The 12,869-nt window shown below is 42.6% G+C and carries 14 protein-coding genes; 12 read left to right on the top strand and 2 right to left on the bottom strand.

Annotated elements, in window-relative coordinates; all coding sequences use genetic code 11:
- The first annotated feature begins 75 nt into the window (after positions 1–75).
- Genes JK154_RS01570 through JK154_RS01560 form a run of 3 tightly spaced genes read left to right on the top strand, consistent with a single transcriptional unit; the run spans position 76 to position 2,401 of the window.
- The gene (locus JK154_RS01570) at positions 76–1,056 is read left to right on the top strand and encodes an adenosine deaminase (RefSeq protein ID WP_211990720.1); all 981 of its coding nucleotides are present in this window, start codon (positions 76–78) and stop codon (positions 1,054–1,056) included.
- On the top strand, positions 1,053–1,607 hold the full coding sequence (locus tag JK154_RS01565; RefSeq protein ID WP_211990719.1) for a non-canonical purine NTP pyrophosphatase: 555 nt from the start codon (positions 1,053–1,055) through the stop codon (positions 1,605–1,607). Before JK154_RS01570 ends, JK154_RS01565 begins: the two co-directional genes overlap by 4 nt.
- On the top strand, positions 1,607–2,401 hold the full coding sequence (locus JK154_RS01560) for an SIR2 family protein (protein ID WP_211990718.1): 795 nt from the start codon (positions 1,607–1,609) through the stop codon (positions 2,399–2,401). Before JK154_RS01565 ends, JK154_RS01560 begins: the two co-directional genes overlap by 1 nt.
- Positions 2,402–2,744: 343 nt before the next feature.
- Here the strand turns inward: JK154_RS01560 and JK154_RS01555 are convergent, their stop codons facing one another.
- Positions 2,745–3,032, bottom strand: a complete 288-nt coding sequence (locus tag JK154_RS01555; protein WP_211990717.1) for a helix-turn-helix transcriptional regulator — start codon at positions 3,030–3,032, stop codon at positions 2,745–2,747.
- 204 nt (positions 3,033–3,236) lie between these two features.
- Entirely contained in the window at positions 3,237–3,506 is a 270-nt protein-coding gene (locus tag JK154_RS01550) for a helix-turn-helix transcriptional regulator (RefSeq protein WP_211990716.1), read from the bottom strand.
- A gap of 194 nt (positions 3,507–3,700) precedes the next feature.
- On the opposite strand from JK154_RS01550, the gene JK154_RS01545 reads away from it, so the two are divergent.
- From JK154_RS01545 to JK154_RS01505, 9 genes are all read left to right on the top strand, one after another.
- Positions 3,701–3,964: a helix-turn-helix transcriptional regulator gene (locus tag JK154_RS01545; protein ID WP_211990715.1), complete on the top strand. Its 264-nt coding sequence runs from the start codon at positions 3,701–3,703 to the stop codon at positions 3,962–3,964.
- 1,186 nt (positions 3,965–5,150) lie between these two features.
- The gene (locus JK154_RS01540; RefSeq protein ID WP_211990714.1) at positions 5,151–6,068 is read left to right on the top strand and encodes a hypothetical protein; all 918 of its coding nucleotides are present in this window, start codon (positions 5,151–5,153) and stop codon (positions 6,066–6,068) included.
- A 119-nt stretch (positions 6,069–6,187) separates the two neighbouring features.
- Positions 6,188–6,373 (top strand): AlpA family transcriptional regulator, encoded by a 186-nt coding sequence (locus JK154_RS01535; RefSeq protein WP_211990713.1) that lies wholly within the window; start codon positions 6,188–6,190, stop codon positions 6,371–6,373.
- A 14-nt stretch (positions 6,374–6,387) separates the two neighbouring features.
- On the top strand, positions 6,388–6,972 hold the full coding sequence (locus JK154_RS01530; RefSeq protein WP_211990712.1) for a DUF2857 domain-containing protein: 585 nt from the start codon (positions 6,388–6,390) through the stop codon (positions 6,970–6,972).
- The gene (locus JK154_RS01525; protein ID WP_211990711.1) at positions 6,962–7,168 is read left to right on the top strand and encodes a TraR/DksA family transcriptional regulator; all 207 of its coding nucleotides are present in this window, start codon (positions 6,962–6,964) and stop codon (positions 7,166–7,168) included. The genes JK154_RS01530 and JK154_RS01525 overlap by 11 nt, the downstream gene beginning before the upstream one ends.
- A 1,222-nt stretch (positions 7,169–8,390) precedes the next feature.
- Positions 8,391–9,059, top strand: coding sequence for a lytic transglycosylase domain-containing protein (locus JK154_RS01520; RefSeq protein ID WP_211990710.1), 669 nt, complete (start codon positions 8,391–8,393; stop codon positions 9,057–9,059).
- Between the two features lie 9 nt (positions 9,060–9,068).
- Positions 9,069–9,362 carry a TrbC/VirB2 family protein gene (locus JK154_RS01515; protein ID WP_211990709.1) on the top strand — a complete coding sequence of 98 codons (294 nt, stop codon included), beginning with the start codon at positions 9,069–9,071 and terminating at the stop codon, positions 9,360–9,362.
- Between the two features lie 8 nt (positions 9,363–9,370).
- The gene (locus JK154_RS01510) at positions 9,371–12,118 is read left to right on the top strand and encodes a VirB4 family type IV secretion/conjugal transfer ATPase (RefSeq protein WP_211990708.1); all 2,748 of its coding nucleotides are present in this window, start codon (positions 9,371–9,373) and stop codon (positions 12,116–12,118) included.
- An 11-nt stretch (positions 12,119–12,129) separates the two neighbouring features.
- A complete protein-coding gene (locus JK154_RS01505; protein ID WP_211990707.1) occupies positions 12,130–12,855 on the top strand; it encodes a type IV secretion system protein in 726 nt (241 codons plus the stop codon).
- The last annotated feature ends 14 nt before the right edge of the window (positions 12,856–12,869 follow it).

The raw sequence follows: 12,869 nt of genomic DNA, 5'->3' as shown, positions 1-12,869 counted from the left end.
ACAAGGTCTTTTTTTTGGATTACTCCTATGGTAAAAAATAGAAAATTAAGAGTTTAGATATATAAGGTAATTAAAATGGATCTTTACGAAGCTCGAATGATGGATAAAGGAGAATTACATGTTCATTTGAATGGATTGGTAAGCACTCAAGTAATTAGGGGTGTTCTAGAAAAAAATATTATTGAAATGCCTGAACACTTTAATATAGATACTGATTTGAATGTAACACACCCAGCAAGATCACTAGTGGATTATTTAAAGCCATGGCAGTTTTTAAGGCTCATTCCTGCGAGTCGCTTAGATTTATCTATTATTATTGAGAGTGCATTTTCAAATCTAATTACTGAGAATATTAAGTTTGTTGAATTAAGAAATAGCATTATATACATAGCACTCCTTAATAACATTTCTGTTTCCGAAGCATTGAAGTGGGTTTTAGATGATATTGACTTTTTTTCTAGAAAATTCAACATTCAAGCCGGACTTATTCTAACTATTACGCGTGGCGAATATGCTCCCGAACATCTTCGTTCTCTTCTTGGTGCTTACAAAAGTCTAGGATGTCCAGCAGGGGTGATTGGTTTGGACTTGGCTGGTAATGAAGATATAACACCACCACCTGAGACTGCAAGTTTATTTAGAAGTGCTAAAGACAAATATGGACTAGGCATAACAATTCATGCGGGTGAGACTGGAAATGCTGATAACATAAGGAATGCCATAATTAGTTATGGAGCTGATCGTATCGGACATGGTACAGCTGTTATAAGATCTCCGGTGATAATGGATTTGATTAGAGAACTGGACATTTGCATTGAGGTTTGTCCTATTAGTAATCGTTTGACAGGTGCAGTCTCTGATATCGATCCTCATCCAGTTGGCGAAATGATTAACCATAATATTCCGTTTGTGATTTGCTCAGATAATCCGGCTATTCACAGATCAAGCTTGAGCGAAGATTATGTCGCATTTATGCAAGAGACCAAGAATTTTATAGTCATGGATAATATGTATGAAACTCAAAAACGATATAGCTTTCTTAAAGGTGTGAAATGAACATTCGATTCATAACCAGAAATAGACATAAAATTAAAGAAATAAATGAAATTCTATCAGGTACAGGAGTTGTTGTATTAGCATCTGAACACTCTATAGATGAAATTCAAACTGAAAATGTCCATGCACTAATTAAAGATAAATTATTAAAAGCATTTAAATTAGTTGGGCGACCGGTCTTTGTCGAACATACTGGACTATATATAGAAAGCCTCAATGGTTTTCCGGGTGGCTTAACGCAAATATTTTGGGATAAGCTTCAAGCTGATAAATTTTCACAATTATTAGGAACAAGTGAAAATCCTCGTTTAGTTGCTAAAACAATAATTGGCTATTGTGATTCGATGAAAACCTATACTTTCGAAGGTGAAACTCAAGGTACAATATCTCCTGTGCCAAAAGGCCCTCGAGATTTTCAATGGGATTGCATATTTATTCCTGATGGCGAAAGTGAGACTTTTGCTGAGATGGGGGACAGGAAAAATGAAATATCTATGAGAAAAAAAGCTTTCGATAAATTTAAAGAATATCTATTAGAGGGAGGAAAATAATGGAGCAATTACTTGCTGATTATAAAAAAGGAAATGTTATCCTTTTTGTTGGTGCTGGTGTGTCAATGAACTTAGGTTTGCCATCATGGAGTCAATTGGTTGATCACATTGCAACTGAGTTAGGTTATGACCCAGATATATATCGCACATTCGGTAGTGCACTAGAGTTAGCTGAGTATTACAAGTTGAAAAAAGGCAAGATAGGGCCTCTTAGAAGCTGGATGGATAGAATGTGGCACTCTAGCGAGATAGATATCAGAAAGTCTAAAGTTCACGAGTACATAGCTAAAGCTAATTTCCCTATTATATATACTACAAATTACGACCGATGGATTGAAACTGCCTTATCAACTTATGGTAAAGAGTATACAAAAATATCATCAGTTTCTGATATTGAAAAAATAAATAATAGTAAGACGCAAATAATCAAGTTTCATGGGGACTTTGATGACGATAGTTCAATTGTATTAGATGAAACAAGTTACTTTCAACGATTAGAGTTTGAGACTCCATTGGATATAAAATTTAGATCTGATGTTCTCGGGAAATCAGTTCTTTTTATTGGGTATAGTCTGTCAGATATTAATATCAGACTACTATTTTATAAATTGTCCAAGCTTTGGAAAGAGCAAAAGTTAGAAGAAGCACAGCCAAAGTCTTATATTTTCTTACCACGACCGAACCCAATTCAAGAGGAAATACTGGAACAGTGGAGAATAGGCATAATTTCATCAGAAAACGATAATCCAGGCGAGTCTTTGGAAGAGTTTTTGAAGAATTTCGTATTAGTATAGATACGATTTTGTAATTTTACATCCAAATGGACATTTGTAGATTTAGAATTTTGTAACTTGAAAATTAAATCATAGCATGGAACTACATAGAAATTATCTTAAGTAGCCCCGCTTCGCGGAGCTACTTACTTCGACATGGTCAATGTATGGGCATGACCAGAAATAAATCCTTTTATTTCATTATGTGGAAGCGGTTTCAAAAGCTCCATCGGGAGCTTTTTTGTTAGCATTGATATCTATTAACCAGAATGTTCCTGTCCGCTTTTCGCTCACAGCAGACACTCTCCTCATTGAATCCCCGGAGAAAATTAGTCTGCTTGAGCGTCATGTACACTATCACGCCTTACTGCGCCGTGATAACTAACGTCGAATTGGGATGATTCTTTTTAAAACGGTGATACTGCAGGATCAGAGTGGCGAGATCGTCATCCAGGGCATAGAAGTATGCCTCAGGTACATCTAAGACTTCAGCAAAGCGGCAGACCAGGCGGAAGTCTGGAGAACTGACGTCCCTTTCATACTGACTCACCCGCGAACTGGCGGTCTCTTCGTCCAAGCCCGCTAGGCAGCCGAGTTCAATCTGTTTTAGTCCTTTATTGACACGCGCTAATCTTAATCTTTTACCGATCACAAGAAGCCTATTGAGTTAATGAGCAAAGTAAGATTATTGCTGAGTTCGTCACGCCAGCTCTTAAAGAAAAGATTTACTGAATGAAGTTAAAGTTTATTTAAAAAATTAAATCAGTCAATATTTAAGAATTTCTTTATTATAGCGCATTTTTCAACCTGCTAGCATCTTACGTAGTAAGGCTAAGTAGCCAGCAGGGAAGCAGAACTATCTCTGTAGGGTGAGCACCAGAAAAGAGTCTGGCGAACGTTTTTTAAATTGGTGGTACTGCAGAATTAAGGATGCCAAAGCATCATCCAGGGTATAGAAATAGGCTTCAGGCACATCCAGCACCGCAGCGAAGCGGCAGGCTAGGCCGAAGTCCGGGGCACTAACGTTACGCTCATATTGACTCACCCGGGAGCTGGCGGTTTCTTCATCCAACCCAGCCAGACACCCCAGCTCAAACTGTTTTAAATTATTGTTTACCCGCGCCATCCTTAGTCGCTTTCCTATCACACTCTGTCCATATTCTGAGGGATTGTCCCTCGAGTATCTCGCTAACAACCCTCCCCCTTCTTAAATTATTTCTATCTTGAGTAAATTTAAAATTTATTTAAGGTTGTTTTTTATACTAAAATGAAGATATAGTTTAACTGAAGGAGTTTTAATTTATCTAAGGAGAGTACCTCATGGGCAACCACACCCCCCACCAAGATTGGCATCAAGCGGATATCATCGCGGCGCTACGCAAACGTAAAACATCTTTGGCGGCTGTTTCACGCGCTGCAGGTCTGAGTTCTTCAACACTGGCTAACGCGCTGACACGGCCTTGGCCTAAGGGAGAAAAACTGATCGCCGAAGCCCTCGATATTTCACCCAGTATTATCTGGCCCAATCGTTACTTTGATGCGGAGGGGAATCGAATTAAAAGGACAGTACGTGATAATCAGTAATTTGCCCATCACCTGGCAGTAAGCCATTATTTGCCTTGTCGAGCTAGCTGCGGTACTCGGCAAGGTATATTCCGCAATAGTACCGACGACCTATACTGCTTGCCCGGCAATCCGGCTTTTGGTTCAGGTTCCCTAAAGCATGATAGCCAGCGGTTTGCTTCAGTAAAACGCCTTGCTCTTTTCTGCAAGAGATATGAAAAAACCTAAAACTGGATGTATAGGCACAGTTTAGGGAATTTTCACCTGTGATATCTGAAGTTGCATGCAGTTCACCTTACTTTATACCCGCCTGATACGGTTACACCGTGGCTTAAGCCTGCATCTTCAAGTTTATTGGGTATAGATCCTCAATCACTCAAGTTGCTGAACTTAACATCTATGCTTTGAACAATGTAACGCATTGGCCCGGCAGGCGAGATGTATTTATGGGTCTTGTCGCGCACAAATAACAGGCCCCCGATGAGTTTACGCGGGTAAGGGGTTGGATAAACCAATACAGCCAATGTACACGCAACTTGGAGCATAATGGTATATAGCTTACTAGAAGAGGTAAAACCTATCTGATAAAGCCTCGTTATCACATGAAAACACGCCAGACCTAAAGATAAACCCGCTGTTCTCTATGCCCGCTAAACCGTTTCCTCTCGTAAAGTATGCGTACCAAGATGTCGATAATATTTATAGGCAAAATAGATTAATTAAAATCAACTCATCAATAATAATTCACATAACAAATGATATTTTTAATTTATAAAACCTTATAAATTCATTTGATGAATTTTAGTAACTATCAGATTACGTTTCATCATCCACTAAAAAAGCACAACAATTTTTGTAAAAAAAAGTTTAACTTCATTTTATTTAATAACAAGCACAGAATAAATAAAAGCAACATCATCACGTTACATCAACATCTTTTTTTTCGTGTGAAAAAACAAGTTTCGGATAGAAAACCCTCTTAAATAGATTTTGATTAATGATATTTCCTCCTCCCATCAAAAGCACTATATATATCAGTTGTACTTTATGTTGCCGTGATCTTGCTCTACAAAAGACTGGGCCTCACACCGACGTTGTCACGCTTAGTATTAGCCTTACCACCAGCATTGTACTTTTTTAGTAAAAACAACGTCATTTGCCATGCTAGCTCTGGGAATAATTACAAATCTAGATCTTAAGGATAGATATGAAGGGATACAGCGAAAATTCATATAGTAGGCGTAATCCGTTCGGATGGCTTACCATACCTGAGGTAAAATATCATGCTTGTCAACGGCACCATGTCTATCTCTCCGATGCCGATATTTATATCCATGCTCTTAATAAGAGAATTACTCTATCAATTTTCTTTCAGTCACCGATTTTTCTTAAAAAAATAAATCGCCATAATAATAAACTGAAGTTTAGAACCTTCGAAAGAAGCCAGTTGGAGCAACTGTGTTATCTTGAAAGTGATCAATTCATTCTTAATAGAAAGATTATTTATAGCACAGAACAAGACGTCTTACCTATTCAAGGTCATCTTTTTGATACTTCGCTGATGGGTTTTGAGCGAGTACTTATTCAACAACTGCTCGCTAGCAGTCTTGGCATACCGATATCTGACGATTCACTGAGGTATGGCCATAATTTTGGCATTACCGTAAAGATTAACGATGATATCTTTCAACTATTTGAAAAGTGTACCACTAAACAACGCTACCAACGTCAGCTACTAAGCTTGCCCAATAATATTACTTCACGATTAAGACTACCGCTAGAGTCCAATAATAATTTGGATATCCCAACCATATCGTTATTTCCCATATATCATTTACCTAAGGATGCCTGTTTTGTTATCCGCCAGTCGGAGATAGAAAAATTGCTTACGGGGGAAACTAAATTCATCGGCAGCCAAACGCCAACCCCAAGAATAACCACTCCACTCTCACGCTTATTTTGGCTTTCGTGTAAATATAATCAGACCATCAGTTCGCTTATCAATCAGCCTTATAAATTATTGCCAATTTTTGAGCAGTGGGCCAAAGAGAGCGGTATTGCCGATAAATTCAGCGGAGATACGCTAAAACAGGCGCTAGCGCGAGGTGCTCCCGCGAAAAAATAATTCGACCTTAACCTTATTAAGGGTTCTGCGTGCCTTATTAAGGGTCAGACTCCTTGGGATTATAACCGCACTATGTTTTTCTGGTACATCTGGTGAGATACGCTGCCTCAGGAGAATATATGCCGGAACATCAATTATTAAGAATCAAACAGGTACAGAAAAAAACAGGGTTAAATCGAACACAAATATACGCTTATATGAAATTAGGACTGTTTCCTGCTTCAATTAAAATTGGCCCGGCCAGCGTAGCATGGTTGGAAGAGGAAATAGAGCAATGGATAAATACTAAACTGTCTAATAGATAACGAGAAAACCTATTATGCTATCTTCCATTAATCGTCTTATTCTCACCTCAACCTTAACAGCGATTCAGGCGGGCGACTTTTCCTTTTGCTATAAGATGGGGTTTACGCAAAATGAAATAAGCAAACTCGCCACTATTACCGCCGATGAGCTGATTATTCTTTGCCGGATGTCGAGTCAATTTATGCGCTACGCTATCGATCACGATAAGCTGGTTGCCCTGCTCAATACCACGGCCCAAGAAGCCTCTCGCCAATCTTTGATCAATCAGGCGATTATCTTAGGCGGTTCGATTGCATTGTTACATCATTTTTTCGGTTTAACCTCCAACGAAGTTTGTGCCCGACGCCGTCTACTGGCGGTGAATGTCCCTAGCGGCAGAACACCTACCCCAGATGAAGTTATCGATACAGAAATCTGGCAACGTTGGAAGTTAGCCTGTATTAGTCCGGCGGACTCCCTTGAGGGGCTATCTGCCATGCTGCTTATCACCGAATCCCTTAGTCATCATAAGCATGCCCCTACCCTTACCGCCGTGTGGAACCGAATCACCTTGTTTGAAGAAATGCAGAATACCAGGAGAGGGTGCCATGCCGGATGAAATCGATCGTGACCAGGAGTTTAATGAACAACGTTTAGAAGAGATGATAGAACAGAGCCGTTTTAAACCAGGGCCAACCCCCTCTCTGAGCCACTGTCGACTTTGCGGGGAAGCGATCCCCTTACAGCGCCAGAAAATATTACCGGGGGTAACCACCTGTATTGACTGTCAAAATTTGATGGAAAAAAAACGCTAATCTGCCTAGATTAGGTAGCCAGTACACTCGATCAAAATATGCGTTTATACCCTTTATACTTCAAGTGGCATATACGTTGGCTATATTTTCTGAACCAAACCTCTAAACTAAGCAAGCTCATTGGGATCCTATTACATACCGCTAGGACGAGACGCATTTATGCGTCTCGTCCTAGCGGGTCAATGCTTAACATTGTTCAAAAAGAAATCCTTTGTCTTACAACCAGAATGGTTTTAGCTATGACGGCCGAATAGACAGGTAATATTTAATAAATAGCAATATATCCAAAACCGCCCCAAAATTCGCAATTACTGGAAAATACTTAAAATATGAATTTATTCACATTCCCATTCTGATGACTTCTTATTTTCAAGATCGCACTAGTGATTATTTAAAACTTAGTCACACTATAGCACATAATATTTAGCGCATAAAATAGACAACCAAAGCATACTAAACTCACTTAACCCACTAGATTCACTGATTTCATTGAAAGTTTTCACATTATAGCTCAGAAACACCTTCCCAAATGACTATAAAAATAAAATAGAAAAAGCAGTCAAAAAATAAACCAATCCAAACACAAACCAGCCCAAGAAAAACTTATAACACAATAAGTTGAATTAGGTAATTTTCAAACCCATTAAGTCATATTAATAACAACTATCCCACAACCATCGACCACACCAAATAAATAACATTTTTCTTTTTTAATTCATTTTGAATTTCGCATTTCTTACCGCAGTTATTCGACGGATGATTAAATTTATTTTTCCTCCATAGTGATCATCGTTCAAAGATCATTCTGCTCTTTAACAATAAGGTTTGGGCTTTCACGTAACCATAATTCAGGGTGCCACTGAATGTTCTCGCTAACCCGTTAAAATCGGAATGCAGAATCGGGATGTGAAATAGCAATGATTTATTAGGGATTACTCATCGATACCCCAAATAAATTCGGGTTGCAGGAAGGCGGCAAGGGAGAGAATCCCGCTGAGCTTACGTAGGTAAGTGATTCGGGTGAACCAATGCAGCCAACGTACATTCAACTCGAAGTATGACGGGTATATCAGCCAGCTAAGGTAATCAGCAACCCAGGGTTGCCGAAATGCTGAGCTTGGCTGTTTTTTCTCACCTTAAATGCTCCATCAATCTTTAGAGAGAGACTATTGCTGCTCAGTACTTCCTATCAAATAGGCGTCACCATTAACGAGGAGGACAAATGCTGTCATCCGCTCTATTTCTGGCCCTGGCTATGGAATGCGCGCCCACCATTCATCCGGATACCGCCCATGATGTTGCCCGGGTTGAGTCAGGTTTAAATCCCTTGGCTATTGGCGTAGTCGGCCAGAAAAAAGGACTTTACCCCCATAATATGGAGGAGGCTGTTCATCATATTGACCTGCTTAAGGCACAAGGTAAAAATTACTCGGTGGGCCTGATGCAAATTAACCAGGCTCATTTCTCTCGCTACTCTATCACGGCCAAACAACTGCTGAAGCCCTGCGCCAATCTCACTGTATTCGAAAAAATAATCACCGACTGTTACCTGCGGGGCGGCACCTTAAAGCGGGCGCTGAGCTGTTATTACTCGGGCAATTTTGATCGCGGTCAGAAGCCGGAAGCGGCATTTTCCAATACCAGCTATCTAGAGCGCATGGGTTATACCTCCGGGAAAAAATATATCGTGCCTTCAAGCCATACCGATCAACAAAAGCCAAACACGATACCGAGCAATCCAGCCTGCAAGCTGCAGATCCGTTACCCCCGAGGGATTGTACGCGGCGATTTCATTACCGCCGTTGCACTCCCTTTATCTACCCCAGCGACGCCCGTAACTTTTCCATCCGACGTTATGCGCGGCGAGTTTGTCGTTATTACCTCTGAATAAGGAAATACCATGCTAGGAATACGCGTTAGCAAAAATAATCGGATTCGCCCTGCGGCTGTTTCGGCCTCAGCCGCCCTTCCCTTACCAGCACTCGCCGACGGATTTTCCAAGGCCGAAAGGCTTCTGGAAAAAATTTCTGCGGGTCTCACCGGACTGGCTATTGTCACCATTACCATCGCCGTTATCTGGGTGGGCTACAAAGTATTGTGGGACGGCAAAAGTCTTCACGACTGTAAAGGGATCATCATCGGCGGCATTCTGATTGCCAGTGGTGCCGAAATTGGTGCGCTATTGATGAGCTAGGAGGCGGTATGGCAACGCTGAATAAAGCCCTTACGCGTCCCGCGATGTTATTTGGTATTCCGTTGGTGCCGTTAGTTATCGTCAGCGGAGCAATTATCCTACTGGCAATCTACCTTACTCAGCTTTTATTGCTGTTTCTGCCCCTAAGCTGGTTTGTGATGAACCAGATGGCGCGCAAGGATGCACATATTTTCGGATTAGCCTTTTTAAGGCTGAAAACACGGGGGAATACAACCTGTAACACCCACTACAACGCCACTGCCTTGCTGGCGAACGACTACGACGCGGTAGATATTCCGGAGTTTATCAACCCTATGCGACTTAACCAACGGGCCACCCTCACTCAGTACATTCCCTATTCGTCGCACATTCATAAACAGGTCATTAAAACCCGAAGTAGCGATCTGATCGCCACTTGGGAAATTGGCGGAACGGCGTTTGAATGTGATACGGAACAAAATCTCGACATTCTGTCTGCTCAGTTTAATAACCTAATCAAGTCCTTCGAAGGCCGACCGATAACCTTTTATGTGCACAATATCCGTGAAACCTACCACGACCAGTTTGCCGGGTATTCGGGTAACAATTTCGCCGACAGGGTCAGCCAACGCTACTACTCGGCAATTGAAAAGCACCCTTTCCGTCGTAATCGCTTATTTTTCACCGCCTGTTATCGGCCTTTTGTTGGGCTGGATAAGGTAGAACGTAAACGCATGTCTAACGGGCAGAAGCAACATGCCTTAGACAGTGCTTTAAAGGATATGTTGGAGATCTGCCAGACCCTAGAGTCATCCCTGGCACGTTTCACCGCTACCCCGCTCGGGGCCTATGAAGAAAAAGGACGGGTATTTTCATCGCAACTGTCGTTTTATCAACGGCTGTTAAGCGGTGTCTGGCACAAAACGGCGGTCACGGACACACCATTTTATCAATCGATCGGTACCACTGATCTGTTTTTCACCGACGACGCCGGGCAAAGCAACAACGTGAGCGGAAAAACCTTCTTTCGGGGCTTGGAGGTAAAAGACTACCCAGCAGAATCTTTCACTGGGATCATGGACGTGTTGCTATATGCACCCTGTGATTATGTACTCACCCAATCTTTTACCTGTATGGCCAAAGATGAGGCACAAAAGCACATCAAGCAGACCGCCAAGCGTTTGCGCAGCACCGAAGATGATGCCCTTTCCCAACAGGACGATTTGTTTGTGGCCCTGGATATGTTGCAGGCCGGACATATTGCCTTTGGTAAATATCATTTCTCTCTGATGGTCTCAGCCCCCGATACTAAACGGCTGATTAAAGACACCAACGGCCTGATCAATGCCTTTACCGATTTAGGTATCACTCCTACGCTCTCCACATTATCACTGCCTGCGGCCTACCTCGCGCAACTGCCTGGGGTGTATACCCTAAGGCCGAGATTGGTCCCGATTAGCAGTCAGAATTTTGCAGAACTGGCCTCATTCCATAACTTCGATTCGGGAAAGCGGGATAACAATCCTTGGGGGGAAGCGCTGTGCGTGCTCAAGACTCCGTCGGGGGGTGCCTATTACCTGAATTTGCACAATTCAATGCTGAATAAAGATGATTTCAACCAAAAGAATCTGGGCAATACCAGCGTTATCGGCACCGCCGGTTCAGGTAAAACTATGCTGATGGCATTTATCCAGATCATGATGCAAAAATACCGTCACCCCGCGAGTTTTTCCCACCAGGCGAGAACCCAGCGTCTTACCAGTGTCTATTTCGATAAGGACAGGGGAGCGGAACTCAATCTAAGGGCGCTGGGCGGACAGTACTACAAGGTGAAAAGCGGGGAGCCGACCGGCTGGAATCCCTTTCGTCTTCCTGCAACCAAACGCAATCTGAACTTTATTAAAAAACTGATGCGCATTCTCTGCACCCGCAACGGACAAACCTTATTCCCACGGGACGAGCTGCGTCTTAGTCAGGCGGTGGATGCGGTTATGCAGGCATTACCGGCGGAACACCGAGGGTTTGGTATTACCCGCTTGTTGGAGAACCTCACCGAGCCGCCCACCAAAGAAGCACAGGAAAATGGACTGCGTGTGAGATTGTCTCAGTGGGCCCAAGGGGGTGAATACGCCTGGGTTTTTGATAATGATCGGGACAGCTTTGATATTGGCGAATGCGATAATTTCGGCATCGATGGTACCGAATTTCTCGATGATGCCGATGTCTGCGCCCCGATTTCGTTTTACCTTTTATATCGCGTCACCAGCTTACTCGATGGACGACGACTGGTGATCTTTATGGATGAGTTTTGGAAATGGCTCAACGACCCGGTTTTTGCTGATTTTGCTTTCAATGTGCTGAAAGTTATTCGCAAGCTCAATGGCATCTTTATTCCTGGTACCCAGTCACCGGCGGAAATACTGACTAACCCCATCTCTCCCGCCGTGGTGGAACAGTGTGGGACGCAAATCTTTATGGCTAACCCAAAAGCCGATCGCCAGGACTATGTTGAGGGTCTTAAAGTCGCCCCGGAAATTTTCGATATCATTAAAAATCTCGATCCGCTGTCCCGTCAATTTGTGGTTGTGAAAAGCCCGCTGAAAAAAGGTGATTTAGGCAACTTTGCGGCTCTTGTCACCCTTGATCTGTCTGGGCTGGGTACCTACACCAAAGTGTTAAGTAGCAGCGCTGACAATCTGGAAATCTTTGATGCTCTCTTTCAGGACGGCATGAAGCCCGAGGATTGGCTGACACGTTATCTGCAACTCGCGCTCTAAAAGGAAATAATATGCAACTAAAAATGCTGACCGCCCCTTGTCTGGCGGGGGTTTTACTCTGTCCGTTATTCAGCGATGCTGGTGGTATTCCGGTGGTAGATACCATGAGCCATCTTGAACAAGTCAATGAATGGGCCCAGCACTTAGAACAGTGGCGAAGTACCGTTCAGCACTATCAATCTCAGCTTAATGCCTACCAAGCGCAACTGGCGACCGTGACCGGTCTACGGGATGTTCAAGAATTTTTGATCCAAGCGAAGGGATTAGCCAAGGATCTTAAAAATTTGCAAAAAGATGGCATTTCACTTAACGACCTACTGACTAACGCTGGCGGATCATACAGTAGCGCGCTCAACAGCCTGTACAGCAAATATAAGATGTTTGACACCTGCGCGGCAGTACAGGCTCAAAGCTATGCAGATACCTGCAAGCAAATTGTGATTAACCGGGCTGTGGCTATCGAAGATAGCGCTTTGGTGCAGGAAAAAATCAACAGCACGGTCAACGATATTGCCACCCTCGCCCATCGCGTAGCCATGGCGCAAGACGCTAAAGAGTCTCAGGATTTGGCCAACGCCATCACGGCAAAAAGTGTGCAGCTGAATGCTTTGACCACCCAGTGGGAAATGAGCGTTAAACAGTCGGAATTACGCGACAAAATGCTAACATCCCAGCGACAAAAAGCACATCGCCAGCAGCAACACAATGCCCCGGTGGCGGACTTAAACAACGTATAAAAAGGATTTTATCG

The sequence above is a fragment of the Citrobacter sp. JGM124 genome (assembly GCF_018257795.1).
Lineage (GTDB): Bacteria > Pseudomonadota > Gammaproteobacteria > Enterobacterales > Enterobacteriaceae > JGM124.
The sequence above is the reverse complement of the archived record's forward strand: the minus strand, read 5'-3'. Positions and strand labels throughout refer to the sequence as shown.